General features: G+C 45.4%; 34 protein-coding genes and 1 other annotated feature. All 34 genes read left to right on the plus strand.

Annotated elements, in window-relative coordinates; all coding sequences use genetic code 11:
* Positions 1-187: 187 nt before the first annotated feature.
* The 34 genes from rpmG (at position 188) to rpsE (ending at position 26,156) form a co-directional block, all read left to right on the plus strand.
* The gene (gene rpmG, locus CRO25_RS31300; RefSeq protein ID WP_072735843.1) at positions 188-337 is read left to right on the plus strand and encodes a 50S ribosomal protein L33; all 150 of its coding nucleotides are present in this window, start codon (positions 188-190) and stop codon (positions 335-337) included.
* Between the two features lie 21 nt (positions 338-358).
* Positions 359-550 (plus strand): preprotein translocase subunit SecE, encoded by a 192-nt coding sequence (gene secE / locus CRO25_RS31305; protein WP_053779219.1) that lies wholly within the window; start codon positions 359-361, stop codon positions 548-550.
* A gap of 22 nt (positions 551-572) precedes the next feature.
* On the plus strand, positions 573-1,106 hold the full coding sequence (gene nusG / locus CRO25_RS31310) for a transcription termination/antitermination protein NusG (protein ID WP_024633599.1): 534 nt from the start codon (positions 573-575) through the stop codon (positions 1,104-1,106).
* A gap of 68 nt (positions 1,107-1,174) precedes the next feature.
* Positions 1,175-1,600: a 50S ribosomal protein L11 gene (gene rplK / locus CRO25_RS31315; RefSeq protein WP_024633598.1), complete on the plus strand. Its 426-nt coding sequence runs from the start codon at positions 1,175-1,177 to the stop codon at positions 1,598-1,600.
* 95 nt (positions 1,601-1,695) lie between these two features.
* Entirely contained in the window at positions 1,696-2,388 is a 693-nt protein-coding gene (rplA, locus tag CRO25_RS31320; RefSeq protein WP_063567418.1) for a 50S ribosomal protein L1, read from the plus strand.
* 67 nt (positions 2,389-2,455) lie between these two features.
* Positions 2,456-2,604: a sequence feature (ribosomal protein L10 leader region), on the plus strand.
* 23 nt (positions 2,605-2,627) lie between these two features.
* Positions 2,628-3,131 carry a 50S ribosomal protein L10 gene (gene rplJ / locus CRO25_RS31325; protein ID WP_063567419.1) on the plus strand — a complete coding sequence of 168 codons (504 nt, stop codon included), beginning with the start codon at positions 2,628-2,630 and terminating at the stop codon, positions 3,129-3,131.
* A 74-nt stretch (positions 3,132-3,205) separates the two neighbouring features.
* A complete protein-coding gene (gene rplL, locus CRO25_RS31330) occupies positions 3,206-3,568 on the plus strand; it encodes a 50S ribosomal protein L7/L12 (RefSeq protein ID WP_024633595.1) in 363 nt (120 codons plus the stop codon).
* Between the two features lie 96 nt (positions 3,569-3,664).
* Complete coding sequence (locus tag CRO25_RS31335; RefSeq protein WP_063567421.1) at positions 3,665-4,282, plus strand: class I SAM-dependent methyltransferase; 618 nt, start codon at positions 3,665-3,667, stop codon at positions 4,280-4,282.
* Between the two features lie 392 nt (positions 4,283-4,674).
* On the plus strand, positions 4,675-8,220 hold the full coding sequence (rpoB, locus tag CRO25_RS31340) for a DNA-directed RNA polymerase subunit beta (protein WP_063567422.1): 3,546 nt from the start codon (positions 4,675-4,677) through the stop codon (positions 8,218-8,220).
* A 112-nt stretch (positions 8,221-8,332) separates the two neighbouring features.
* Positions 8,333-11,947 carry a DNA-directed RNA polymerase subunit beta' gene (gene rpoC / locus CRO25_RS31345; RefSeq protein WP_079697653.1) on the plus strand — a complete coding sequence of 1,205 codons (3,615 nt, stop codon included), beginning with the start codon at positions 8,333-8,335 and terminating at the stop codon, positions 11,945-11,947.
* 214 nt (positions 11,948-12,161) lie between these two features.
* Positions 12,162-12,410, plus strand: a complete 249-nt coding sequence (locus CRO25_RS31350) for a ribosomal L7Ae/L30e/S12e/Gadd45 family protein (protein ID WP_024633591.1) — start codon at positions 12,162-12,164, stop codon at positions 12,408-12,410.
* 152 nt (positions 12,411-12,562) lie between these two features.
* Positions 12,563-12,985, plus strand: a complete 423-nt coding sequence (gene rpsL, locus CRO25_RS31355) for a 30S ribosomal protein S12 (protein ID WP_056697677.1) — start codon at positions 12,563-12,565, stop codon at positions 12,983-12,985.
* Positions 12,986-13,072: 87 nt separating this feature from the next.
* A complete protein-coding gene (rpsG, locus tag CRO25_RS31360; RefSeq protein WP_024633590.1) occupies positions 13,073-13,543 on the plus strand; it encodes a 30S ribosomal protein S7 in 471 nt (156 codons plus the stop codon).
* A 47-nt stretch (positions 13,544-13,590) separates the two neighbouring features.
* Positions 13,591-15,669, plus strand: a complete 2,079-nt coding sequence (gene fusA / locus CRO25_RS31365) for an elongation factor G (protein WP_079697654.1) — start codon at positions 13,591-13,593, stop codon at positions 15,667-15,669.
* Between the two features lie 97 nt (positions 15,670-15,766).
* Positions 15,767-16,957 (plus strand): elongation factor Tu, encoded by a 1,191-nt coding sequence (gene tuf, locus CRO25_RS31370; RefSeq protein ID WP_024633588.1) that lies wholly within the window; start codon positions 15,767-15,769, stop codon positions 16,955-16,957.
* 436 nt (positions 16,958-17,393) lie between these two features.
* On the plus strand, positions 17,394-17,702 hold the full coding sequence (gene rpsJ, locus CRO25_RS31375) for a 30S ribosomal protein S10 (protein WP_017692074.1): 309 nt from the start codon (positions 17,394-17,396) through the stop codon (positions 17,700-17,702).
* A 46-nt stretch (positions 17,703-17,748) separates the two neighbouring features.
* Complete coding sequence (gene rplC, locus CRO25_RS31380; RefSeq protein WP_024633587.1) at positions 17,749-18,372, plus strand: 50S ribosomal protein L3; 624 nt, start codon at positions 17,749-17,751, stop codon at positions 18,370-18,372.
* Between the two features lie 25 nt (positions 18,373-18,397).
* Positions 18,398-19,021, plus strand: a complete 624-nt coding sequence (gene rplD, locus CRO25_RS31385) for a 50S ribosomal protein L4 (protein ID WP_063567425.1) — start codon at positions 18,398-18,400, stop codon at positions 19,019-19,021.
* Entirely contained in the window at positions 19,021-19,311 is a 291-nt protein-coding gene (gene rplW, locus CRO25_RS31390; RefSeq protein ID WP_024633586.1) for a 50S ribosomal protein L23, read from the plus strand. The genes rplD and rplW overlap by 1 nt, the downstream gene beginning before the upstream one ends.
* A gap of 30 nt (positions 19,312-19,341) precedes the next feature.
* A complete protein-coding gene (gene rplB, locus CRO25_RS31395; protein WP_063567426.1) occupies positions 19,342-20,172 on the plus strand; it encodes a 50S ribosomal protein L2 in 831 nt (276 codons plus the stop codon).
* A gap of 71 nt (positions 20,173-20,243) precedes the next feature.
* Positions 20,244-20,522, plus strand: coding sequence for a 30S ribosomal protein S19 (gene rpsS, locus CRO25_RS31400; protein WP_053779207.1), 279 nt, complete (start codon positions 20,244-20,246; stop codon positions 20,520-20,522).
* Between the two features lie 35 nt (positions 20,523-20,557).
* Positions 20,558-20,890, plus strand: coding sequence for a 50S ribosomal protein L22 (gene rplV / locus CRO25_RS31405; RefSeq protein WP_024633583.1), 333 nt, complete (start codon positions 20,558-20,560; stop codon positions 20,888-20,890).
* A 15-nt stretch (positions 20,891-20,905) separates the two neighbouring features.
* The gene (rpsC, locus tag CRO25_RS31410) at positions 20,906-21,571 is read left to right on the plus strand and encodes a 30S ribosomal protein S3 (protein ID WP_024633582.1); all 666 of its coding nucleotides are present in this window, start codon (positions 20,906-20,908) and stop codon (positions 21,569-21,571) included.
* Between the two features lie 2 nt (positions 21,572-21,573).
* Positions 21,574-22,008, plus strand: a complete 435-nt coding sequence (gene rplP / locus CRO25_RS31415; protein ID WP_024633581.1) for a 50S ribosomal protein L16 — start codon at positions 21,574-21,576, stop codon at positions 22,006-22,008.
* A complete protein-coding gene (rpmC, locus tag CRO25_RS31420; protein ID WP_017692083.1) occupies positions 21,998-22,195 on the plus strand; it encodes a 50S ribosomal protein L29 in 198 nt (65 codons plus the stop codon). Before rplP ends, rpmC begins: the two co-directional genes overlap by 11 nt.
* Before the next feature lie 48 nt (positions 22,196-22,243).
* Positions 22,244-22,510, plus strand: a complete 267-nt coding sequence (rpsQ, locus tag CRO25_RS31425; RefSeq protein WP_017692084.1) for a 30S ribosomal protein S17 — start codon at positions 22,244-22,246, stop codon at positions 22,508-22,510.
* Positions 22,511-22,545: 35 nt separating this feature from the next.
* Entirely contained in the window at positions 22,546-22,914 is a 369-nt protein-coding gene (gene rplN, locus CRO25_RS31430) for a 50S ribosomal protein L14 (RefSeq protein ID WP_024633579.1), read from the plus strand.
* A gap of 39 nt (positions 22,915-22,953) precedes the next feature.
* On the plus strand, positions 22,954-23,307 hold the full coding sequence (rplX, locus tag CRO25_RS31435; RefSeq protein ID WP_024633578.1) for a 50S ribosomal protein L24: 354 nt from the start codon (positions 22,954-22,956) through the stop codon (positions 23,305-23,307).
* Between the two features lie 32 nt (positions 23,308-23,339).
* Positions 23,340-23,882, plus strand: a complete 543-nt coding sequence (gene rplE / locus CRO25_RS31440) for a 50S ribosomal protein L5 (protein WP_024633577.1) — start codon at positions 23,340-23,342, stop codon at positions 23,880-23,882.
* A gap of 73 nt (positions 23,883-23,955) precedes the next feature.
* Positions 23,956-24,141, plus strand: a complete 186-nt coding sequence (locus tag CRO25_RS31445; RefSeq protein ID WP_013312154.1) for a type Z 30S ribosomal protein S14 — start codon at positions 23,956-23,958, stop codon at positions 24,139-24,141.
* Between the two features lie 32 nt (positions 24,142-24,173).
* Positions 24,174-24,572 carry a 30S ribosomal protein S8 gene (gene rpsH, locus CRO25_RS31450; RefSeq protein ID WP_017692088.1) on the plus strand — a complete coding sequence of 133 codons (399 nt, stop codon included), beginning with the start codon at positions 24,174-24,176 and terminating at the stop codon, positions 24,570-24,572.
* Positions 24,573-24,602: 30 nt separating this feature from the next.
* Entirely contained in the window at positions 24,603-25,145 is a 543-nt protein-coding gene (gene rplF, locus CRO25_RS31455) for a 50S ribosomal protein L6 (protein WP_024633576.1), read from the plus strand.
* 117 nt (positions 25,146-25,262) lie between these two features.
* Positions 25,263-25,631 (plus strand): 50S ribosomal protein L18, encoded by a 369-nt coding sequence (gene rplR / locus CRO25_RS31460; RefSeq protein ID WP_063567427.1) that lies wholly within the window; start codon positions 25,263-25,265, stop codon positions 25,629-25,631.
* A 27-nt stretch (positions 25,632-25,658) separates the two neighbouring features.
* Entirely contained in the window at positions 25,659-26,156 is a 498-nt protein-coding gene (rpsE, locus tag CRO25_RS31465) for a 30S ribosomal protein S5 (RefSeq protein WP_017692091.1), read from the plus strand.
* Positions 26,157-26,162: the final 6 nt, after the last annotated feature.

Consider the following 26,162-nt stretch of genomic DNA (forward strand, 5'->3'; position numbering starts at 1 on the left):
AAAACAGAGATGAGAAACTGAATGTGTTTGATAGGAACTTTTTACCCATTGATGAAAGGCTATTCTTTCATTGACATGGTTATACCCTTATGATAAAGTGTTTTAGGTAGGCCTAAATTCGCGGCTTTTTTTTAGGATTAATTTAGAGACTCCGCTTGAATGTGGAAGTCTTCGGGAGGTGTACATCATGCGGGTAATTATTACTTTGGCTTGTACAAACTGCAAACAAAGAAATTACACTACGACAAAAAACAAGCGTAATCACCCCGACCGCATGGAGATGAAGAAATTTTGCAAGTTTTGTAACGAGCAGACTTCTCATCGCGAAACCAGATAGTTTTTTGGAGGTGTAGTCGGCGTGAAACGTAGTTTCAAATCTCTGATTTCCTTTTTCTCTGAAAGCTGGGCTGAACTTAAAAAAGTTCGCTGGCCTAATCGTAAAGAGCTGACCAACTACACATTGATCGTTCTTGGTACTGTTGTGGTTATGACGCTGTTTTTTTGGGTCATTGATATCGGCATCTCCGCTGTGATCGAAGCGATTATTTAAGAAGGGTCCCAGGTGGCTTGATATGGAAAAAAGATGGTACGTCGTTCATACCTATTCAGGGTATGAGAATAAGGTCAAAGCCAATTTGGAAAAACGCGTAGAGTCCATGGGCATGGAAGACAAGATTTTCCGCGTTCTTGTTCCTATGGAAGAAGAAGTGGTAAACAAAGACGGTAAGAAAAAAACCGTTATGCGTAAAGTTTACCCCGGATATGTCTTGGTGGAAATGGTCCAGACGGATGACTCTTGGTATGTTGTTCGCAACACACCAGGTGTTACGGGATTTGTCGGTTCGACAGGTTCCGGGTCCAAACCAACAGCCTTGCTGCCTGAAGAAGTGGAACAAATTCTGAAGCACATGGGCATGGTTGAGCCGAAGCCTAAAATTGAATTCGATATTAAGGAATCCGTACGTATTAAAGTTGGTCCTTTTGCGAATTTTGTGGGCTCCGTGGAAGAAATCTTGGTAGACAAAAGCAAGTTGAAAGTGCACGTGAACATGTTTGGACGGGAAACACCGCTTGAGTTGGAATACACGCAAGTGGAGAAGATATAGTCTCTTCAAGTTTCTTGTGGGAGGGCTGAGAGGCCCGTTAACCACTATTTTGCAAGGAGGTGTCAATCATGGCAAAAAAGGTAATCAAAATGGTAAAACTGCAAATTCCAGCAGGTAAAGCGAATCCAGCGCCGCCGGTAGGTCCAGCTTTGGGTCAAGCAGGTGTCAACATCATGGCATTCTGTAAAGAGTTCAACGCTCGTACAGCCGATCAAGCGGGATTGATTATTCCTGTTGAAATCACAGTATTCGAAGACCGTTCCTTTACTTTCATTACTAAAACTCCACCAGCAGCAGTTCTGTTGAAAGTGGCAGCTAAAGTAGAAAAAGGATCCGGCGAACCGAACAAGAAAAAAGTCGCTACCGTTAAACGTGATGCGGTACGTCAAATCGCGGAACAAAAAATGCCTGACCTGAATGCTGCTGACGTTGAGTCTGCAATGCGTATGGTCGAAGGTACTGCCCGCAGCATGGGTATCACCATCGAAGACTAATTTTTCATCTGAAACATGGCTTCGTAAAGCCGGCCGATTCGCGGCCGGTTGATGTGGGAGGTATATCCGCTAACACCACAAAGGAGGAATATAACATGGCTAAACACGGTAAAAAATACCTGGAAGCTGCTAAGCTGATTGACAGCGAAGCAACTTACGAGCCTTCAGAAGCTGTAGAGCTTGTGAAAAAGGCAGCCACTGCAAAATTTGATGAAACTATCGAAGCAGCAGTACGCTTGGGCGTTGACCCACGTAAACAAGACCAGGCAGTACGTGGTGTTGTTGTCTTGCCACACGGCACAGGTAAAACACAACGCGTATTGGTATTTGCAAAAGGTGACAAAGCGAAAGAAGCGGAAGCGGCTGGCGCGGACTATGTTGGTGATGCAGACATGATCAACAAAATCCAACAAGGCTGGTTCGAATTCGACGTCTGCGTAGCGACACCAGACATGATGAGTGAAGTAGGTAAATTGGGCCGACTGCTCGGCGGTAAAGGTCTGATGCCTAACCCTAAAGCCGGAACGGTAACTTTCGATGTATCCAAGGCTGTTCAAGAAATTAAAGCCGGTAAAATCGAATATCGTCTGGATCGTGCAGGTCAAATTCATGCACCGATCGGTAAAGCTTCTTTCTCGACAGAGCAATTGAATGAGAACCTTAAAGCTCTCATGGACGCTTTGACTCGTGCTAAACCGGCGGCAGCAAAAGGTGTTTATCTGAAGAATGTAAGTCTTTCTTCCACGATGGGCCCTGGCGCACGCGTGAACGCAGCATCTTTTAGATAATATCGCTTGACAGGCTTGTCCTGTTCTGATATTCTATAAAAGTTGTGAGTCCGAGTGACTGACCGTTGACATTTGAATATGCTTGCCGTAGACAGTAGGTGCCATTTTGGCTTAATTTCCTGCCGAGGTGTGATTATAGAACTTAGAACGATGAAAATCGGTTATGAGTATATATCAAGCCTTCGTGATTCTACGGAGGCTTTTCTTAATGGGATAAATTTGATCAGGAGGTGTACAGTTTGGCAAACGCAAAAGTGATTCAAGCAAAACAAGAGTCCGTTGATGCAGTAACAGCAAAATTGCGCGAGAGCGTTACTAGTGTTGTTGTTGACTATCGCGGTTTGAACGTTGCCCAAGTAACTGAGCTGCGTAAGCAGCTTCGTGAAGCCGGAATCGAATTCCAAGTGCTGAAAAACTCGTTGCTTCGCCGCGCAGCAGCTGCAGCAGAACTGACAGAACTTAACGAAGTACTGACAGGTCCTAGTGCAATTGCATTCAGCGTAGACGACGTAGTGGCTCCAGCCAAAATTCTGAACGACTTCGCGAAAAAGAACGATGCACTGGAATTGAAAGGTGCAGTTGTAGAAGGTCGCGTAATTGGAGTACAAGAAGTCAAAGCGTTGGCAGAATTGCCATCACGCGAAGGTCTCCTTTCCATGCTCCTCAGCGTGCTTCAAGCGCCAGTGCGCAACTTCGCGCTTGCGGTTAAAGCTGTTGCTGAAAAAGAAGAACAAGGCGCGTAAGCAACTTGATCTGAATGCTGCTTAGGCAGTGATGAAATACAAAAAAAAATAATATTATATATGGAGGTTCAATCATGAGTAAAGAGCAAATCTTGGAAGCAATCAAAGGCATGACTGTACTGGAATTGAATGATCTCGTTAAAGCAATCGAAGAAGAATTCGGCGTAACTGCTGCAGCTCCAGTAGCTGTTGCAGGTGGCGGAGCTGCTGCAGCTGAAGCTGAGCAATCCGAGTTCGACGTAATCTTGACTAGCGCTGGTGCTTCCAAAATCAACGTTATCAAAGCAGTTCGCGAAATCACAGGTCTTGGCCTGAAAGAAGCGAAAGAAGTAGTTGACAATGCTCCAAAAGCATTGAAAGAAAAAGTTAGCAAAGAAGAAGCAGAAACGGTTAAAGCTAAGCTTGAAGAAGCAGGCGCTTCAATCGAAGTTAAATAATTTAGCTTTCATAAGCTAGATGAACAAAACAACAAACCCCTTGACTTATATCAAGGGGTTTGTTGCTGTAATTGTAAAAGGAAAGTGAGTGAGGACATGTCCAATCATTATTATTCGGACAAACCGCAGGTGGCACATGACAGACGGGCTACAGAAGCGGAGCTACGCGGATGGAAATTACGACTCGTTACGGATGCAGGGGTATTTTCCAAAAACGGAATCGATTACGGCAGCAGAGTGTTGATTGATGCTATAGAGTTGCCTGCTGGAGCTCATGTACTGGATGTGGGCTGCGGGTATGGACCTATTGGTCTTACAGCAGCTAAACTTGTACCGGATGGACATGTCACCATGATCGATATCAATGAGAGAGCGGTTGAGCTTTCCAGGGAAAATGCAAAAGCGAACGGCATAACGAATGTAACGGTTATGCAAAGCAATCTTCTGGCTGAAGTTAAAAAGGAAGACTTTGACGCGATTCTGACCAATCCTCCGATCCGTGCCGGTAAGGAAACCGTGCATACGATCTTTGAACAGGCATATCGTCATTTGAAGATGGGCGGAGCGTTATGGATTGTCATTCAGAAAAAGCAGGGGGCACCTTCGGCAAAAGCGAAGCTGGAATCTCTCTTTGGACGAGTGGAGGAAGTAACGAAGGATAAAGGCTACCGAATTTTCAAAGCGGTAAAATTGGAAGAGGCGCCTTTAGGCTAAATCCTAATTTGTAAAGTAAGCAGGGTGGCATTTTTTTTGCAATAGGACTATTGACTTGAAATTCAGGTCGTGGTATTATTGTAAAATGTCAGTATTAAGATGCCCTATTTGGCTTTAGCTAACTAAAAATGTCAACCTTTTTTACGCCGAACGGGCTTATTATGCCTACGTTTGGCGTATAATATGTACATTTTGGGCAAACTGGGGATAAGTATGATTTGGAAAGACATCCGCCGATCAAAGTTGCTCTTTTTTCGAACGACATTCGAGTAAGGGCTTTTCTTTATTTGTGGATGCATTGCTTTGCTCTGTATGTGTACCATTATAAGGTTACAAACAGAGGTTCGCAACGAAATTTTTAAAGTGAGTAGACATTGAGGGGTGAGTTTAAGTTGGCAGGACATCTTGTTCAATATGGTCGACGCACTCGGCGCAGTTATGCACGAATTAACGAGATACTCGAAGTTCCGAACCTGATTGAGATCCAACAAAAATCTTACGATTGGTTTTTGGAGGAAGGGTTGCGCGAAATGTTCCAGGATATCTCGCCGATCCAGGATTTTACAGGTAACTTGATTTTGGAATTTATCGATTACAGTCTCGGTGAACCGAAGTATACAGTAGATGACGCGAAAGAGCGTGACGTTACTTATGCAGCACCGCTTCGGGTCAAAGTCCGGCTCATTAATAAGGAAACCGGCGAAGTCAAAGAGCAGGAAGTATTCATGGGAGATTTCCCGCTGATGACCGACACCGGCACATTTATTATTAATGGTGCGGAACGGGTTATTGTCAGCCAGTTGGTTCGCTCTCCTAGCGTTTACTTCAGTACCAAAGTAGATAAAAACGCCAAAAAAACGTATACCGCTACAGTTATTCCTAACCGCGGCGCTTGGCTCGAACTGGAGATGGACGCGAAGGATGTTGTTTACGTCCGGATCGACCGCACACGTAAAATACCGGTGACGGTTCTCCTGCGTGCACTTGGTTTTGGCACAGACGCTGAGATTCTGGATCTGCTCGGTAATGACGAATATATTCGCAATACGCTGGACAAAGACAATACGGATTCCACGGAGAAAGCGCTGATTGAAATTTATGAGCGTCTTCGTCCGGGCGAGCCACCAACGCTGGATAATGCGAAAAGCTTGCTCGTAGCGCGTTTCTTTGATCCAAAACGTTATGACCTGGCTAATGTGGGTCGTTACAAAATCAACAAAAAGCTTCACATCAAGAACCGTTTGTTCAACCAACGTTTGGCTGAGTCTCTTGTGGACACCGAAACCGGTGAAATTATCGCTGAAGCGGGTCAAATGATAGACCGTCGTCTGTTGGATGAAATCATGCCGCAACTGGAGAAGAGCGTTGGTTTCCGCACATATCACGTCGCTAATGGCGTTTTGGATGCCAATGATATCCCGATGCAAACAATTGATGTATTTTCACCGATTGAGGATGGTAAGGTCGTTAAACTGATTGCCAATGCTAACATTGATAAATCAGTGAAGAACGTTACACCAGCTGATATCATTTCCTCTATCAGTTACTTCATTAACCTTCTGCATGGCATCGGAAGCACAGATGATATCGATCACCTGGGTAACCGTCGTCTCCGCTCGGTTGGTGAACTCTTGCAAAACCAATTCCGTATCGGTTTATCCCGTATGGAACGTGTGGTTCGTGAGAGAATGTCCATTCAGGATGCTAACGTAATCACGCCTCAGGCTTTGATTAACATACGTCCTGTTATCGCATCCATTAAAGAGTTCTTCGGTAGCTCCCAATTGTCGCAGTTTATGGATCAAACAAACCCACTGGGTGAGTTGACACATAAACGCCGTCTGTCCGCACTCGGACCGGGTGGTTTGACACGTGAGCGTGCCGGCATGGAAGTCCGTGACGTGCATCCATCCCACTATGGCCGGATGTGTCCAATCGAGACACCAGAGGGACCAAACATTGGTTTGATCAACTCCTTGTCGACATTTGCCCGTGTGAACGAATATGGATTCATTGAAGCACCTTATCGCTGGGTAGATCCGAAGACTGGTGTCGTAACCGAGCAAATCGATTACCTGACAGCAGACGAAGAGGACAACTATGTAATTGCTCAAGCGAATGCGAAGCTGAATGAAGACAGTACTTTTGCTGAAGAAGCGATCATTGTACGTTACAACAAACAGTCGGATAACATCCTTACGATGCCGAGTGAACGTGTTGACTACATGGACGTATCTCCTAAGCAAGTTGTATCTGTCGCTACAGCGCTCATTCCGTTCCTTGAGAACGATGACTCCAACCGTGCGCTCATGGGATCGAACATGCAGCGGCAAGCCGTTCCACTCTTGATTCCTAAAGCTCCGCTGGTCGGAACAGGTATGGAACATAAAGCCGCGAAAGATTCCGGTGTATGTATTGTCTCCAAATATGACGGGATTATTGAACGTTCTTCTGCGAATGAGATTTGGTTGCGTCGTATTGAAGAAGTTGATGGTCAAGAAGTCAAAGGCGATATCGTTAAATATAAATTACACAAATTTATGCGTTCGAACCAAGGAACATGCATTAACCAACGTCCGATTGTCAAAAGAGGTGCTGTTGTCAAAGCTGGCGACATCCTTGCAGACGGTCCTTCGACGGAAATGGGTGAATTGGCACTGGGACGCAACGTAGTGGTTGCCTTCATGACTTGGGAAGGTTACAACTACGAGGATGCGATCTTGCTCAGCGAAAAACTCGTTAAAGAAGATGTGTATACATCCATTCATATCGAGGAATATGAGTCTGAAGCACGTGATACTAAGCTCGGACCTGAAGAGATCACACGTGATATCCCGAACGTAGGGGAAGAAGCGCTGCGTAATCTGGATGAGCGTGGTATTATCCGTATCGGTGCTGAAATCAGTGCTGGTGACATTCTGGTTGGTAAAGTAACACCAAAAGGTGTAACGGAACTGACTGCAGAGGAACGTCTCCTGCATGCGATCTTCGGTGAGAAAGCGCGTGAAGTACGTGATACTTCCCTGCGTGTACCTCACGGTACTGACGGTATCGTAGTTGATGTAAAAGTCTTTACCCGTGAAAACGGTGATGAACTGCCTCCAGGTGTTAACCAACTCGTTCGTGTCTATATCGCTCAAAAACGGAAAATTTCCGAGGGTGATAAAATGGCCGGACGTCACGGTAACAAAGGGGTCGTAGCCCGTATCCTACCGGAAGAAGATATGCCTTTCCTGCCGGACGGAACACCAGTTCAAATCGTTCTTAACCCACTGGGCGTACCTTCCCGGATGAATATCGGTCAAGTACTCGAGGTTCACTTGGGTATGGCGGCGATGCAACTGGGTATTCACGTAGCAACTCCTGTATTCGACGGAGCGAAGGAGTATGATGTCTTCGATACGATGGAAGAAGCAGGTATGCAGCGGAATGGTAAAACTGTCCTGTATGATGGTCGTACAGGTGAAGAGTTTGAACGTGAAGTTACCGTAGGTGTCATGCACATGATCAAATTGGCACACATGGTTGATGATAAAATCCATGCCCGTTCCACGGGTCCTTACTCACTTGTTACGCAACAGCCATTGGGGGGTAAAGCCCAATTTGGTGGACAGCGTTTCGGGGAGATGGAAGTATGGGCGCTTGAGGCATACGGTGCTGCTTATACACTGCAAGAAATCTTGACTGTTAAGTCCGATGATGTTGTAGGTCGGGTGAAAACGTATGAATCCATCGTCAAAGGCGAGAATGTTCCTGAACCAGGCGTTCCTGAATCATTCAAAGTATTGATCAAAGAGCTGCAAAGCTTGGGTATGGACGTTAAGATTTTGAGCGAAGATGAGCAAGAGATTGAAATGAAAGAAATGGACGATGAAGATGACGCTGCGAGCGATAAGCTCAGCCTCAACCTTGAGGGTACAGAGGTCGGAGCGGAGTAACCGCTTCGGGCGCATGATGACCGGCGTTTTTCATCAGGCTCGCGTCTTGCTCCGGCTTCGGCCGGAGGGGGCGTAACCTAGAATACAGGACTTGGTTAAGGAGGGTTGCTCCTTGTTGGACGTCAACAATTTCGAATACATGAAGATCGGGCTTGCTTCCCCAGAAAAAATTCGTTCTTGGTCCCGCGGAGAAGTGAAAAAACCGGAAACGATCAACTATCGTACGTTGAAACCGGAAAAAGAAGGGCTGTTCTGCGAAAAGATTTTTGGCCCTACAAAAGACTGGGAATGTCATTGCGGTAAATACAAACGCGTGCGTTATAAAGGCGTTGTCTGTGATCGTTGTGGCGTTGAAGTCACACGTGCGAAAGTACGCCGCGAACGGATGGGCCATATTGAGCTCGCTGCTCCGGTATCGCATATCTGGTACTTCAAAGGTATTCCGAGCCGCATGGGTCTCGCTCTGGATATGTCTCCAAGATCTCTCGAGGAGATTATTTATTTTGCATCATATGTAGTAACTGATCCAGGAGAAACTCCACTGGAGAAAAAACAGCTGTTGTCCGAGAAAGAATACCGCAGCTACCGTGAGAAATACGGATATGGATTCCACGCTGGCATGGGTGCAGAAGCGGTTAAAAAACTGCTTCAAGACATTGATGTGGATAAAGAGCTTGAATTCCTGAAGGAAGAGCTCCGCACTGCACAAGGACAACGTCGTAACCGTGCAATCAAACGTCTGGAAGTTATTGAAGCGTTCCGCAACTCGGGTAATAAACCTGAGTGGATGATCATGGATGTACTTCCTGTTATCCCACCGGAACTTCGTCCAATGGTACAGCTGGATGGTGGACGTTTTGCAACGTCTGACCTGAATGACCTGTATCGCCGTGTAATCAACCGGAACAATCGTCTGAAACGTTTGCTTGACTTGGGCGCGCCAGACATTATCGTGCAAAATGAAAAACGGATGCTGCAGGAAGCTGTTGACGCATTGATCGACAACGGCCGTCGTGGACGCCCTGTAACGGGGCCTGGTAACCGTCCTTTGAAATCCCTCAGCCACATGCTGAAAGGTAAACAAGGACGTTTCCGTCAGAACTTGCTCGGTAAACGGGTTGACTATTCCGGTCGTTCCGTTATCGTAGTTGGACCTTACCTGAAAATGTATCAGTGTGGTCTGCCTAAAGATATGGCACTTGAACTGTTCAAGCCTTTTGTTATGAAAGAGCTTGTAAATAAAGGGCTTGCCCACAACATCAAGAGCGCTAAACGTAAAGTTGAGCGTGTAAGTCCTGAAGTATGGGATGTTCTTGAAGAAGTAATTAAGGAGCACCCGGTTCTGCTGAACCGTGCCCCTACGCTTCACAGACTTGGTATTCAAGCGTTTGAACCGATTCTCGTTGAAGGTAAAGCGATCCGTCTTCACCCGCTCGTATGTACGGCATACAATGCCGACTTTGACGGTGACCAAATGGCCGTGCACGTTCCACTGTCTGCTGAAGCTCAAGCAGAAGCACGTATCCTGATGCTTGCATCAGGTAACATTTTGAACCCGAAAGACGGTAAACCGGTTGTTACCCCTTCCCAGGATATGGTGCTTGGTTCTTACTACCTGACTATGGACAACAAGGAAGAAAAGGGAACAGGTATGATCTTGCGCACGGTTAACGAAGCTGTATCCGCGTACCAACGTGGTACTGCAGGTTTACATGCACGTGTAGCGATTCCGGTTAGAGCGCTTGGCAAAACAATCTTCACCGATAAGCAACAAGATGCAATGATGTTGACTACGGTCGGCAAAATCATCTTTAATGAAATCTTCCCGGCAAGCTTCCCTTACATCAATGATGCAACTCGTGCGAACCTCTACCAGGGTACCGCTGAGCATTCATTTGTTTATGAGAAGGGTGCTGACCTTAGAGAAGCGATTATGAACGCTCCTTTGGCTGGTGGTGTCGGTAAAGAGTATCTCGGTTCTATCATCGCACGTTGTTTTGAAATTTATCATACAACGGAAACAGCCGTTATTTTGGATAAAATCAAACAACTCGGATTCACATACTCCACTCGCGCTGGTATCACTGTAGCGGTGTCGGATGTTATCGTTCCACCTGAGAAATTTGAAATTCTTAGACAGTCTGAGGAAAAAGCACAAATCGTTACGAACCAATACCGTCGTGGTCTGATTACGAACGAAGAGCGCTATGACCGTATCATTGATATCTGGTCAAAATCCAAAGATGACATCACTGAAATTCTGATGAAGTCCATGGATCGTTATAACTCCATCATGATGATGGTGGATTCCAAAGCACGGGGTAACAAATCGCAAATCACCCAATTGGGCGGTATGCGTGGTCTGATGGCCAACCCATCCGGTCGAATCATTGAACTCCCAATCAAATCGAACTTCCGTGAAGGTCTGACGGTACTCGAGTACTTTATCTCGACTCACGGTGCGCGTAAAGGTTTGGCGGATACGGCTCTGCGTACAGCGGATTCAGGTTACTTGACTCGTCGTCTCGTAGACGTAGCGCAAGACGTAATCGTGCGTGATGATGATTGTGGTACAGATAAAGGCTTTACAGTAAGTCGTATCCAGGATGGTAAAGAGGTTATTGAAGATCTCTACGACCGTATTGAAGGTAGATACTGCTTCGAGACATTACGTCATCCGGAAACGAAAGAAATTATTGTAGGGCGCAATGAATTGATTGACTCCGACAAAGCAGAGGCTATCATCGAAGCAGGCATAACCAAATTGCAAATCCGCTCTGTACTCAGCTGCCGTGCAAGTCATGGTGTCTGCAAGAAGTGTTACGGTCGAAACCTTGCGACAGGTAAACACGTGGAGATCGGTGAAGCAGTTGGGATTATTGCAGCACAGTCGATTGGTGAACCAGGAACACAGCTTACAATGCGTACTTTCCACACCGGTGGTGTAGCCGGAGACGATATTACGCAAGGTTTGCCACGTATCCAAGAGTTGTTTGAAGCTCGTAATCCTAAGGGTCAAGCAACGATTAGTGAGATTGATGGTGTGGTTAAAGAGATTCGCGAGACGAAAGATCGTCGTGAAATCGAAATTCAAGGTGAAGCGGAATCCAAAGTATACGCCGTTACCTACGGTTCCCGTGTGCGTGTAAGCGAAGGCATGGAAATTGAAGCGGGTGACGAGTTGACAGACGGTTCCATCGATCCAAAAGAAATGCTGCGCATTAAAGGCATACGTGGCGTACAAAACTACATTTTGCAGGAAGTACAACGCGTATATCGTAACCAAGGCGTAGAAATAAATGATAAACACGTTGAAGTTATGATCCGTCAAATGCTGCGTAAAATCCGCATCGTCGATGCAGGAGATACAACGCTGTTGCCAGGATCGTTCGTTGATATGCATGAGTACGAAAGAGCTAACAAAACAGCGATTCTGAGTGATAAAGAGCCAGCGGTTGCAAAACCAATTCTGCTCGGTATTACGAAAGCATCCTTGGAAACAGACTCCTTCCTCTCGGCGGCTTCGTTCCAAGAGACTACACGTGTACTGACAGATGCAGCGATTAAAGGTAAAGTCGATCAGTTGCTCGGTCTGAAAGAGAATGTAATCATCGGTAAACTGATTCCTGCAGGTACAGGTATGCACCGTTACCGCAGCATCAAATTTGCTGAGCCGGAAGATGGCCAATCTTCGGTAGAAGAACTTGAGCCAGTTTCGGTTGATTAAGATATTTCACTAGATTCATCCTTATTATTAGGGCGAACTAAAGTTTTGTACGCCGGGAGGCGACGGCTGTTTTATACAGAAGGACGTTCCCGGCGAGGCAAAACTTTAAATGAAATATTTTAGGATTAGCATTGACATTGCTTGCGCTAGATGCTAATATATCAAAGGTGCGTGAGTAGCTGATTGTATTTGGTCCTATTCGGAGGAATGAACAATGTCTAATGAAAAAGGTCTGCAAGATGCTCATGTCAAAATAGGTACCAAACAGACCACGCGGATGGTTCAGACAGGTATGGCTTCTGAAGTTTATGTGGCTGAAGATTGTGATCCGCAGCTTACTTCCAAAATCATTGCTTTGTGTGAACAACACAATGTGAAGTGCACGAAAGTGGACACAATGAAAAATCTCGGCAAAGCTTGCGGGATTGGAGTAGGAGCAGCAATGGCTGCTGTCGTAAAATGATACGGTAAGGAACGTTTTTGTCCGAGAACTTTTAGGGATTCTCCAAGGCAAAAACTTTTCATTTGTCTTTTTATGAACCGCCTGGGTCTGTGGACTTAGCGTAAGAGGTTTATAAAGAAACATGAAAAATTGAGGAAGGGGGTGGCAATCACATGCCAACTATTAACCAACTGGTACGTAAAGGACGTCAAGCTAAAGTTGATAAGTCCAAATCACCAGCTTTGCAAAAAGGGTTCAATGCTTTGAAACGTGAATCAACTAACATCAGTGCCCCACAAAAACGTGGTGTCTGCACTCGTGTAGGTACAATGACTCCACGTAAACCAAACTCTGCACTTCGTAAGTATGCCCGTGTTCGTTTGACGAACCGTCTCGAGGTAACTGCTTATATCCCGGGTATCGGACATAACCTTCAAGAGCACAGTGTTGTGTTGATCCGTGGAGGTAAAGTTAAAGACCTTGCAGGGGTTCGTTATCACATCGTTCGCGGAGCTCTTGATACTGCAGGCGTGAACAACCGTATGCAAGCTCGTTCGAAATACGGTGCTAAACGTCCAAAAGCTAAAAAAGCCTAAAATATTATAAGTAGCAGTCCTGAATATCTTCTGGGTTAATCCCAGGAGGTGTAGGATGTGCTCATGAAGAAAGAAAGGGGGATATCCATGCCACGCAAAGGTCCAGTTACGAAAAGAGACGTGTTGCCAGATCCGGTATACAGCAGCAAGCTGGTTACTCGTTTGATCAATCGCATCATGCTCGACGGAAAACGCGGTGTTGCTCAAAGCATTCTGTATAATGCGTTTAAGTTGATTCAAGAACGTACGGGTAATGACCCTATGGAAGTATTTGAAGCAGCAATCAAAAATATCATGCCAGTCCTGGAAGTTAAAGCTCGCCGTGTCGGCGGTGCCAACTACCAAGTACCAATCGAGGTAAAACCAGAGAGACGTACTGCTTTGGGATTACGTTGGCTCGTGAACTACTCCCGCAACCGCGGTGAGAAAACAATGGAAGAGCGTTTGGCGGCTGAGATCATCGACGCTTCCAACAACACAGGCGCTTCCGTTAAAAAACGTGAAGATACGCATAAAATGGCTGAAGCGAACAAAGCGTTTGCTCACTACCGTTGGTAGGATTCGGTTCACAATAATAACTTCAATTTTGAAGGGAGACCCATTTCATGGCAAGAGAGTTCTCCTTGAAAAATACACGTAATATCGGGATCATGGCTCATATTGATGCGGGTAAAACCACGACAACTGAGCGGATCTTGTTCTACACAGGACGTACGCACAAAATCGGTGAAGTACACGAAGGCGCTGCGACAATGGACTGGATGGAACAGGAACAGGAGCGCGGAATTACAATTACTTCCGCTGCGACTACCGCTGCTTGGAAAGGCCACCGCGTTAACATCATTGATACCCCGGGACACGTTGACTTCACTGTTGAAGTTGAACGTTCCCTTCGTGTATTGGACGGAGCAGTTGGTGTATTCAGTGCGAAAGAAGGCGTTGAGCCTCAGTCCGAAACCGTATGGAGACAGGCTGACAAGTACGGCGTACCTCGTATCGCTTATGTAAACAAAATGGATATCATCGGTGCTGACTTCCTGAACGTTGTATCTGACATGCGTGATCGCCTTCAAGCGAACGCAGTTGCGATTCAACTTCCTATCGGCGCTGAAAATGATTTCAAAGGTATCATTGATATCGTTGCACAAAAGGCTCATATGTACAAAGATGACCTGGGACAAGATATCGAAGAAACCGAAATTCCTGCGGAATTTGTTGAGCAAGTTGCAGAACTCCGTAGCGAATTGGTTGAGCGTGTTGCAGAACTCGACGAAGATTTGACAATGAAATACCTGGAAGGCGAAGAGATCACTATTGATGAGATCAAAGCGGCCCTCCGTAAAGGTGTTGTTGATGTTAAGATCTTCCCGGTTATCTGTGGATCCTCGTATCGTAACAAAGGTGTTCAACTGATGTTGGATGCTGTTATCGACTACTTGCCGGCTCCAACAGACGTTCCTTCTATCACTGGTCATCTTGAAGACGGAACTGAAGCAATTCGTAAGTCATCCGATGAAGAGCCTTTCTCCGCATTGGCATTCAAAATCATGACTGACCCTTACGTTGGTAAATTGACATTCTTCCGCGTTTACTCCGGTGTTCTTCAATCCGGATCGTACGTATTGAACGCAACTAAAAACAAACGTGAGCGTATCGGTCGTATCCTTCAAATGCATGCAAACAGCCGTCAAGAAATCACTGAAGTTTACTCCGGTGACATTGCAGCTGCTGTAGGTTTGAAAGATACGGGTACAGGTGATACACTGTGTGATGAGAAAAATCCGGTTATCCTGGAGTCAATGAACTTCCCTGATCCGGTTATCGAAATCGCCGTTGAACCTAAAACCAAAGCTGACCAAGATAAAATGGGTGTTGCTCTCGGTAAGTTGACTGAAGAGGATCCTACTCTTCGTGCTCATACTGATGAAGAAACAGGCCAAACGATCTTGGCAGGTATGGGTGAGCTTCACCTTGATATCATCATTGACCGTATGCGTCGTGAGTTCAAGGTTGAAACTACTGTGGGTAAACCACAAGTAGCTTACCGTGAAACTTTCCGTGCACCAGCGCGTGTTGAAGGTAAATTCGTTCGTCAATCCGGTGGTCGTGGTCAATACGGTCACGTATGGGTTGAGTTCGAACCTCTCGAAGCGGGTACAGGCAGCCAGTTCGAAAGTAAGGTTGTCGGTGGTTCTGTTCCAAGAGAATACATTCAACCAGCTCTTGCAGGTATCGAAGAGCAAATGAAAAACGGCGTTATCGCAGGCTTCCCGCTTGTTGACGTTAAGGCTACAATCGTAGACGGATCTTACCATGATGTCGATTCCAACGAGATGGCATTTAAAATTGCCGGATCGATGGCGCTAAAAGCTGCGAAAGACAAATGTAAGCCGGTTCTGCTTGAGCCAATCATGAAAGTAGAAGTAACCGTTCCAGAAGAGTATATGGGTGACGTTATGGGTATGCTTAACTCCCGTCGTGGCCGCATCGAAGGTATGGATTCCCGTAGTGGAGCCCAAATCATCCGTGCTAAAGTACCTTTGTCTGAAATGTTCGGATACTCTACAACTCTTCGTTCCGGTACTCAAGGACGCGGCGTATTCTCCATGGAGCTTTCTCACTATGAAGAAGTTCCTAAGAGCATCGCTGAAGAGATTGTTGCCAAAACAAAAGGAACCGAGTAGTTTTCTCTCATTGAATGAAAGTGCATAAGAGTCATGTATTCTTTGCACTTCATTTAGTGAAAACATAAAATTATAATTTTAAGGAGGCCACGTTCAAATGGCAAAGGCTAAATACGAACGTAATAAACCCCACGTTAACATTGGTACTATTGGTCACGTCGACCATGGTAAAACAACTCTGACTGCTGCAATCACTACTGTATTGTCTAAAACTTACGGTGGCGCAGCAATTGCATTCGATCAAATCGATAAAGCTCCAGAAGAGCGCGAGCGCGGTATCACAATCTCAACATCACACGTTGAGTATGAAACTGACACTCGTCACTACGCTCACGTAGACTGCCCAGGTCACGCCGACTATGTTAAAAACATGATCACTGGCGCGGCACAAATGGACGGAGCTATCTTGGTAGTATCCGCAGCTGACGGCCCAATGCCACAAACTCGTGAGCACATCTTGCTCTCCCGTCAAGTAGGCGTACCTTACATTGTTGTTTTCTTGAACAAATGTGACATGGTTGAAGACGAAGAGTTGTTGGAATTGGTTGAGATGGAAGTTCGCGACCTTCTTAACGAATATGAGTTCCCAGGTGATGATACTCCAATCACTCGTGGATCCGCTCGTGAAGCTCTGCAAAACCCTGATGGTGAGTGGGCTCAAAAAATCGTTGAGATGTTCAAAGAGATCGATACGTACATCCCATTGCCTGAGCGTCAAACTGACAAACCTTTCTTGATGCCTGTCGAGGACGTATTCTCCATCACTGGTCGTGGTACTGTTGCTACTGGCCGTGTAGAGCGTGGTACTGTTAAAGTCGGCGAAGAGATCGAAATCGTTGGTATTACTGAAGAAACTAAAAAATCCGTAGTTACGGGCGTAGAAATGTTCCGTAAATTGTTGGACTCCGCTCAAGCGGGCGACAACATCGGTGCATTGTTGCGTGGTGTTGATCGTACTCAAATCGAGCGCGGTCAAGTACTTGCAAAACCAGGTTCTGTTAAGCCACACACAGAATTTACTGCACAAATCTACGTTTTGACTAAAGAAGAGGGTGGCCGTCACAAGCCTTTCTTCACTGGATACCGTCCACAGTTCTACTTCCGTACAACTGACGTAACAGGCATCATCAACTTGCCTGAAGGTACTGAAATGGTAATGCCTGGTGATAACATCACAGTTACTGTTTCCTTGATCTCCCCAATCGCGATTGAAGAAGGAACTAAGTTCTCCATTCGTGAAGGCGGACGTACAGTAGGTGCAGGTTCCGTAGCATCGATCCAAAAATAATTCGGCTTAACGCTGAATAAAGCATATGCAACAGTGTACTGGAACGAGTAACATTGTATTGTAACGAAGCTTCGGAAGAGTTCTTTATCCGACATCGGATAAAGAACTCTTTTATTATGTAATAGTTTCGGAACCTGCGTCATACGAAATGAACATCATTTACGAATGTAGATGGATTGGTAAGGCAGCATGAATATTGAAGATAAACACTGCACTAAACGAAGTCATTTCAGCAGAAAAGATAAGTTTAAATGTTTTTCTTAAATATGCTTGCAATACGCCCATCTTTTCTATATAATAATGAATGTTGTTCTGTGACGTTGCGATGATGTGAGAGGTTACTGGCACACCCGGCCCCTTTGCCATGGGACAGTGGCTAGAAAATTTTCACGGAGTATGTCCGATAAAAAATTGGGCGATAGAAGGAGGGACTAAAATGGCAAAGCAAAAAATTCGTATTCGTTTGAAAGCTTACGACCACAGAATTCTTGATCAATCCGCGGAGAAAATTGTTGAAACAGCAAAACGTTCGGGTGCAGGTGTATCCGGTCCGATTCCGCTTCCTACTGAAAAACAAATCATTACTATTCTTCGTGCGGTGCACAAGTACAAGGATTCTCGGGAACAATTCGAACAACGTACACATAAGCGTTTGATCGACATCGTTAACCCGACTCCACAAACTGTGGATGCCTTGATGCGCTTGGATCTGCCGTCCGGTGTAGATATCGAAATTAAATTGTAATACAAGCTACAACAAAGACCATGTATAAAGGAAAAGAGGTGTCAACATGAAAGCAATCTTAGGAAAAAAACTCGGAATGACTCAAGTATTTACACCTGAGGGTAACGTTGTACCAGTAACGGTTATCGAAGCAGGCCCTTGTGTTGTTTTGCAAAAGAAAGACATTGAGAATGATGGCTACGAAGCAATTCAAATCGGTTATTCCGATAAGAAAGAGAAAAATGCTAACAAGCCAGAAGCAGGTCACGCTAAAAAAGCGAACACTGCCCCTAAGCGCTACGTTCGTGAAGTTCGCGGTATCAACATCGCAGAATATGAAGTTGGCCAAGAACTGAAAGCTGACATTTTCGCTGAAGGCGAATTCGTTGACGTAACGGGTATTTCTAAAGGTAAAGGTTTTGCCGGCGTTATCAAACGTTGGGGACAAAGCACTGGACCTATGTCACACGGTTCGCGTTACCACCGTGGCCCTGGTTCAATGGGTTCGATCCAAGCTAACCGCGTTCCTAAAGGCAAACGCCTGCCAGGACACATGGGACATGATACTGTTACAATCCAACGTCTTGAAGTAGTTAAAGTAGACGCTGAACGTAATGTGTTGCTCGTGAAAGGTTCCATTCCTGGACCGAAAAACAGTCTCATTAAAGTTAAAGAAACAGTGAAAAAATAACCACTGAAGAAAGGAGGAACACAAAATGCCAAAAGTATCAGTTTACAATGTAGATGGTAGCCAAGTAGGCGAAGTTGAATTGAACGATGCGGTTTTCGGAATTGAGCCGAACCAACACGTTCTGTACGATGCAGTTCTTATGCAACGCGCTTCCCTTCGTCAAGGTACCCACAAAGTAAAAGGACGTTCTGAAGTACGTGGCGGTGGACGTAAGCCTTGGAAACAAAAAGGCACAGGTCGCGCTCGTCAAGGTTCAATTCGTTCACCACAATGGAAAGGCGGCGGTATCGTATTTGGTCCAACACCACGGAGCTATGCGTATAAACTGCCTAAGAAAGTTCGCCGTTTGGCGATTAAATCAGCTCTTTCATCCAAAGTGATCGACAATGACATTATCGTTCTGGACGCTCTCACGCTGAGCTCACCTAAAACGAAAGAATTTGCAGCCATCTTGAATAACTTGAAAGTTGGACGCAAAGCTTTGATCGTAGCTCCTAGCTATGATGATAATGTGGCTCTTTCCGCACGGAATATTCCAGGCGTGAAATTCGTAGCTGCTGACGGCATTAATGTTCTTGACGTGCTTTCGCACGACAAACTGATCATTACGAAAGAAGCAGTTCAGAAGGTAGAGGAGGTGCTCGCGTAATGAAGGATCCTCGTGATATTGTAAAACGTCCGATTATTACGGAACGTACTGCTGACATGATGAATGACTTGAAATATGTATTTGAAGTCGATATCCGTGCAAACAAAACCGAGATCAAGAAAGCCGTGGAAGCTATTTTCAACGTAAAAGTGAAAAACGTGAACACGCTTCGTGTTCCAGCTAAGCCAAAACGGTACGGACGTTATTCCGGATATACTAGCGAATGGAAAAAAGCGTTTGTAACGCTGACACAAGACAGCAAAACGCTTGAGTTCTTTGAAACTGTATAATTGAATTTTTGAAGTAAGGAGGGAAACCCAGTGCCAATCAAAAAGTATAAACCAACATCCCCGGCAAGACGGAACATGTCCGTTTCTACATTTGAGGAAATCACCACAGATCAGCCGGAGAAATCGTTGTTGGCCCCATTGAGCAAACAAGCAGGCCGCAACAACCAAGGTAAAATTACAGTTCGTCACCATGGTGGTGGACACAAACGTAAATACCGTATCATCGACTTCAAACGTACTAAAGATGGAATACCGGGCCGCGTTGCTACGATTGAGTATGACCCGAACCGTACATCTAACATCGCTCTGATTCACTATGCTGATGGTGAAAAACGTTATATCATCGCTCCTAAAGGTTTGAAAGTTGGAGATCAAGTATTCTCCGGACCTGAATCAGACATCAAAATCGGAAACGCATTGCCACTCGAAAATATTCCAGTAGGTACTGTTATCCACAACATCGAGTTGAAACCAGGTAAAGGCGGACAATTGGTTCGTGCTGCTGGTACAGAAGCTCAATTGCTTGGTAAAGAAGAAAAATACGTTTCTGTTCGTCTCTCTTCCGGAGAAGTTCGTCGTATTTTGAAAGTTTGCCGCGCAACAATTGGAGCTGTTGGTAACCAAGACCACGAGCTCATCAAAATCGGTAAAGCCGGTCGTAGCCGTTGGTTGGGTAAACGTCCTGAAGTTCGTGGTGTAGTAATGAACCCTAACGATCACCCACACGGTGGTGGTGAAGGTCGTGCTCCAATCGGACGTAAATCGCCAATGTCACCATGGGGTAAACCTACTCTTGGTTACAAAACGCGTAAGAAAAATAAAGCTTCTGATAAATACATCATTCGCCGCCGCACGAAGTAATACACATTGTGCATAACTTCGTGAGGCATCTGCGGATGCATAATAGCTACGTTTGAAGGGAGGATCTCCACATGGGTCGCAGTTTGAAAAAAGGGCCATTCATTGATGGCTACATGCTGAAAAAAGTAGAAGACATGGAAGCATCCGGTAAAAAGCTTGTTATTAAAACCTGGTCCCGTCGTTCTACAATTTTCCCGCAATTCATCGGACACACATTTGGCGTATATGACGGTCGTAAACACGTACCAGTATACGTAACTGAGGACATGGTCGGACACAAATTGGGTGAGTTCGCTCCAACCCGTACGTACAAAGGCCATACTGATGATGATAAGAAAACAAGAAGATAAATGAATATCTTTAATGTTTGAGAGGAGGTTACACAATGGAAGCAAAAGCACATGCTAAGTTTATCCGGATTGCTCCTCGTAAAGTTCAACTCGTTGTTGACTTGATTCGCGGCAAGCAAGTAGGTGAGGCGGTTGCCATTCTCCGTCACACTCCGAAATCCGCTTCTCCTATCGTTGAGAAGTTGCTTAATTCCGCTATTGCGAATGCGGAACATAACTATTCTTTGGATGTTAATAACTTGGTTATCTCGCAAGCTTACGTGAACCAAGGACCGACAATGAAGCGTTTCCGCCCTCGTGCAATGGGACGTGCAAGTCGTATTAACAAACGTACTAGCCACATCACTTTGGTGGTATCTGAAAAGTAGAAGGAGGGGAAATGTGTGGGCCAAAAGGTAAATCCAGTCGGACTCCGTGTCGGAATTATCCGTGACTGGGAATCTAAGTGGTATGCAGGTAAAGACTTCGGCGATCTTTTGATGGAAGACGTGAAAATTCGTGAATTCCTGAAAAATAAATTGAAAGACTCCGCTATGTCTCGTGTTGAAATCGAGAGAGCGGCTAACCGCGTAAACGTAACGATTCACACTGCGAAACCAGGTATGGTTATCGGTAAGGGTGGTTCGGAAGTTGAAAATCTGCGTAATCAAATTACGAAAATCGCAGGCGGTAAAAAAGTACACATCAACATTTCTGAAATTAAGAACCAAGACCTGGACGCAATCCTGGTAGCTGAAAGCATCGCACAACAATTGGAACGTCGTGTTTCTTTCCGTCGTGCTCTGAAACAAGCTATTCAAAGAACAATGCGCTCTGGTGCAAAAGGTATTAAAACTCAAGTGGGCGGACGTCTTGGCGGTGCTGAGATTGCTCGTTCGGAAGGCTACAGCGAAGGAACTGTTCCACTGCACACGCTTCGTGCCGACATCGACTACGGTACAGCAGAGGCTCATACTACTTACGGCCGTATCGGCGTGAAAGTATGGATCTATCGTGGAGAGGTTCTTCCTACGGCTAAGAAACAAGCTGCTAAGGAAGGAGGCAACTAATCATGTTGGTACCAAAACGTGTAAAACACCGTAAGCAACAACGTGGACATATGAAGGGCCAAGCTAAAGGCGGAACTACGCTGAACTTTGGTGAATATGGTCTGCAAGCTACGGAACCGGCTTGGATTACGAACCGTCAAATCGAAGCGGCTCGTATTGCGATGACTCGTTACATCAAACGTGGTGGTAAAGTTTGGATCAAGATCTTCCCAGACAAACCAATCACTCAAAAGCCTCTCGAGGTTCGGATGGGTAGCGGTAAAGGTAACGTAGAAAAATGGGTTGCAGTTGTGAAACCAGGTAAGATCATGTTTGAACTTGCTGGTGTACCGGAGGATGTTGCTCGTGAAGCAATGCGTCTTGCCGCTCATAAACTGCCAATCAAAACGAAGTTTGTGAAACGTGAAGAATTGGGTGGTGAAGCAAATGAAAGCTAGTGAATTTCGCAACCTAACCTCTGCTGAAATCGAGCAAAAGATTGCCGGATTTAAAGAAGAACTCTTTAACCTCCGCTTTCAACTCGCTACCGGTCAGCTGGATAACCCGACTCGAATCCGTGATGTGCGGAAAGAAATAGCTCGTGCTAAAACCATTATCCGTGAAAGAGAATTGGGAATCGGTTAATTAGGGATCGGATGTATAATCCGTCCGTAATCAGGAAGGAGGCCAACAATGAGCGAAGAACGTAACGCACGTAAAGTGCAAACCGGTAAAGTGGTCAGCGATAAAATGGACAAAACGATTGTTGTTGCTGTAGAAACTTACAAAAAACACAACTTGTACCATAAACGCATTAAGGTTACTAAAAAATTCAAAGCGCATGACGAAGAAAACACTGCGAAAATCGGTGACACGGTGAAAATCATGGAGACTCGTCCGCTTTCGAAAGATAAACGCTGGAGACTTACTGAAATCGTAGAAAAAGCGGTTATCATCTAATGCATCAGCAGCATAGCTGAAAGGAGGAATACTAAATGATTCAACCATTTACACGTTTGACTGTGGCTGACAACTCCGGTGCGAAGGAACTGATGTGTATCCGCGTACTCGGCGGTACGGGACGTCGTACAGCTCAAATCGGTGATCTGATCGTTTGTTCTGTAAAACAAGCAACACCAGGCGGCGTTGTCAAAAAAGGTGATGTAGTTAGAGCGGTTGTCGTTCGTACGAAGCGTTCTGTACGTCGTAAAGACGGTTCCTACATCGGTTTTGATGAAAATGCAGCGGTTGTTGTAAAAGACGACAGAAGCCCGCGTGGAACACGTATTTTCGGACCTGTTGCTCGTGAACTTCGCGAGAAAGACTTCATGAAAATCGTTTCCTTGGCCCCAGAAGTTATCTAAAGTTTAATCTCGTGATGTTAGAAACAGGAGGTGTACGAAATGCCAAGAGTGAAAAAAGTTCTGGAATCCCATAACAATAAACTTCATGTTAAAAAAGAAGATACAGTTATGGTGATCAGCGGTAAAGACAAAGGTAAAAAAGGCCGTGTCATCGCTGCTTATCCTCGTGAGAACCGCGTCCTTGTGGAAGGTGTTAACATGATTAAAAAACACCAGAAGCCTAACCAGCAAAATCCGCAAGGCGGCATTATCGAGAAGGAAGCTCCGATTCACGTTTCCAACGTAATGCACATCGATCCAAAGAGCGGAAAAGTAACCCGTGTAGGTTACAAAGTGTTGGATAACGGAAAGAAAGTGCGCGTTGCTAAACGTTCCGGAGAAATTATCGACTAATTGAACCGAATGAGAAAGGAGGTCTATGATTCATGGCAGCAAGAATGAAAGAACGTTACCTGAACGAAATTGCTCCTGCTTTGATGCAGAAGTTTAACTATACAACGGTAATGCAAGTGCCGAAAATCGAGAAAATCGTTATCAACATGGGTGTGGGCGACGCTGTCCAAAACTCCAAAGTGTTGGATTCCGCAGTAAACGATTTGCAATTGATCGCAGGTCAAAAACCTGTAATCACTCGTGCTAAAAAATCTATCGCAGGTTTCAAACTGCGTGAGAACATGCCTATCGGTGTGAAAGTAACATTGCGCGGCGAGCGCATGTACTTCTTCCTCGATAAACTGCTCAACGTTACGCTTCCTCGTGTCCGCGACTTCCGCGGTGTATCGAGCAAAGCTTTCGACGGACGTGGTAACTACACACTGGGTCTGAAAGAACAATTGATCTTCCCAGAGATCGAGTATGATAAAGTAGACAAAGTCCGCGGTATGGATATTGTCATCGTAACAACGGCGAAAACAGACGAAGAATCCCGTGAATTGCTCACGCAACTCGGAATGCCTTTCGTAAAATAATGTTGCTATAACGTTTCCGGGTGTCTGGAAAGACTCCCTTTTCTCCGAAATTATTTAGGAGGTGTCAGGCTAAGTGGCAAAAACTTCGATGAAAGTTAAACAACAACGTACACCAAAGTTTAAAGTACGTGCTTATACACGCTGTGAGCGTTGCGGACGTCCACATTCGGTCCTGCAAAAGTTCAAAATTTGCAGAATTTGCTTCCGTGAATTAGCTTATAAAGGCCAGATCCCTGGCGTGAAAAAAGCAAGCTGGTAAAAAGTCCTGAACGGGAAGGAGGTTAACTCACAATGACTATGTCTGATCCAATTGCAGATATGCTTACTCGTATTCGTAACGCGAACACAGTTCGTCACGAAACGGTAGAAATGCCTGCTTCGACAATGAAAAAACAAATCGCCGATATCCTGAAGCGTGAAGGTTTCATCCGTGACGCTGAAGTTATCGATGATAACAAACAAGGGATTATCCGTGTTTTCCTGAAATACGGTCAAAATAACGAGCGTGTTATTACTGGTCTGAAAAGAATCAGTAAACCTGGTCTTCGTGTTTACACGAAAAGCAACGAAGTACCTCGTGTACTTGGTGGTCTGGGTATCGCTATCATCTCGACATCCAAAGGTATCATGACGGACAAAGAAGCTCGTCAATCAAAATCCGGCGGAGAAGTCGTCTGCTACGTATGGTAATATAACGTCACAAGATAGGAGGTGCAACATATGTCTCGTATTGGTCGCAAACCAATTACAGTACCAAGTGGTGTGGACATCACACTGGACAACACCGTTATTACGGTAAAAGGACCAAAAGGATCTTTGACTCGTGAACTTCATAAAGATATGAAGGTAACAGTTGAAAACAACGAAATTACAGTTGTGCGTCCTTCCGATAACAAAACTCACCGTTCTTTGCACGGCACAACGCGTAGCGTTGTAAACAACATGGTGAGTGGTGTTACTGAAGGATTCGCAAAATCTCTGGAGCTGGTTGGGGTCGGATATCGTGCAAGCAAATCCGGAGATAAAATCGTTCTGAACGTTGGCTACTCTCACCCGGTTGAAATTACACCGGAAGCGGGAATCGAATTCGAAGTTCCTTCGAATACGAAAATCATCGTTCGCGGAATCGATAAAGAGCGTGTAGGTGCTTACGCTGCTAAAATCCGTTCCGTTCGTGAACCTGAGCCGTACAAAGGTAAAGGTATTAAATATGAAGGCGAGCGTATCATCCGTAAGGAAGGTAAAGCCGGTAAGAAGAAATAAGATTTTTCTTACCGCCTTTGCGCGGTTTTCGGCTTGCTTGCTTCTTGTGTTTCTAATATACCCCGTGGCTTCCGGTTTGAAGCCAGCGAGGTAACCTGAAAGGAGTGAATCCCTGAGATGATTACGAAAACAGATAAAAACAAGGCACGTCTGAAAAGACACCTGCGTGTTCGTAAGAAAATCCAAGGAACGGCAGCACGTCCTCGTTTGAACGTATTCCGTTCTGGTAAACATATGTATGCTCAAATCATCGATGATGTTGCTGGTGTAACAATCGCTTCCGCGTCTACCGTAGACAAAGAATTGAGCACTGACATCAAAAATGGTGCATCTGTTGAATCAGCTCGTAAAGTTGGCGAACTCGTTGCTAAACGTGCTAAAGACAAAGGTGTTTCCAACATCGTATTTGACCGTAGCGGTTATCTGTACCATGGTCGTATCGCAGCATTGGCTGAAGCGGCTCGTGAAGCAGGACTTGAGTTTTAAGATATTTTTCAAAAGGAGGTTAACGACTTGCGTGTAGATCCGAATACTTTGGAACTGACTGAAAGAGTTGTAAATATTAATCGCGTAGCTAAAGTAGTAAAAGGCGGACGCCGTTTCAGCTTTAGCGCACTGGTTGTAGTCGGCGACGGCAACGGCTGGGTTGGAGCTGGTATCGGTAAAGCGGGCGAAGTACCTGATGCAATTCGCAAAGGTATTGAAGACGCTAAGAAAAACCTTGTACACGTTCCACTCGTAGGAACATCGATTCCTCACTTGGTAACAGGTAAGTTCGGCGCAGGACGCGTGCTGTTGAAACCAGCATCTGAAGGTACTGGTGTTATCGCTGGTGGTCCTGTACGTGCGGTTCTCGAACTTGCTGGTGTAGGTGACATTTTGACAAAATCTCTGGGTTCTTCGAATTCCATGAACATGGTCAATGCGACTTTGGAAGGTTTGTCCCGTTTGAAGCGTGCTGAAGACGTGGCTAAACTGCGCGGAAAATCCGTCGAAGAGCTTCTGGGTTAAGGAGGG

The organism is Paenibacillus sp. RU5M (assembly GCF_900221055.1).
GTDB classification, from domain to species: Bacteria; Bacillota; Bacilli; order Paenibacillales; family Paenibacillaceae; genus Paenibacillus; species Paenibacillus marchantiae.